Source organism: Amycolatopsis keratiniphila subsp. keratiniphila, from assembly GCF_001620365.2.
Classification (GTDB): Bacteria; Actinomycetota; Actinomycetes; order Mycobacteriales; family Pseudonocardiaceae; genus Amycolatopsis; species Amycolatopsis keratiniphila.
The window spans coordinates 19,799-20,455 of record NZ_LQMT02000053.1 but is presented as its reverse complement, the minus strand read 5'-3'; the positions used below and the strand labels follow the sequence as shown (position 1 = coordinate 20,455).

General features: G+C 69.7%; 1 protein-coding gene. It reads left to right on the top strand.

The window, feature by feature from the left end; translation table 11 throughout:
• Positions 1-657: aldehyde dehydrogenase family protein (locus tag AVR91_RS44180; RefSeq protein ID WP_228709489.1), on the top strand; the 657-nt coding region annotated here is incomplete at both ends.

Below are 657 nucleotides of genomic sequence, written 5' to 3'. Positions count from 1 at the left end.
GCCACCGGCAACACCGTGGTGATCAAGCCCAGCGAGGTCACGCCGCTGACCAGCATCCGGCTGGTCGAGCTCGTGCACGAGGCCGGGTTCCCGCCGGGCGTGGTCAATCTGGTCACCGGCGACGGGGCGGTGGGCGCGCTCCTGAGCAGGCACGACGACGTCGACCACCTGTCCTACACCGGGTCGACCGCGGTCGGGAAGCTGATCACGGCGGCCAGCGCCGAGTCGAACCTCAAGCGGCTCACCCTCGAACTCGGCGGCAAGGCGCCCAGCATCATCTCGGGCGACGCCGACATCGACGCCGCCGTCGCCGGCAATCTCGCGGGCGCGACGCTGAACAGCGGTCAGGTCTGTGCCGCGTACACCCGGTTCTTCGTGGACCGCAAGCGGGAACAGGAGTTCGTCGCGAAGCTGGCGGCCGGGCTCGAAGGTCTCAAGCTCGGTCCGGGGCTGGACGAGTCGACGCAGCTCGGGCCCCTCGTGTCCGCCAAGCATCGCGAACACGTCGACTTCCTCGTCTCCACCGGCAGCGAGCAGGGCGCGGAGCTGGTCACCGGCGGCAAGCCCGTCGATCGCGACGGCTACTTCTACACCCCGACGCTGTTCGCCGGGGTCGCCGACGACATGACGATCATGCGCGAGGAGATCTTCGGCCCG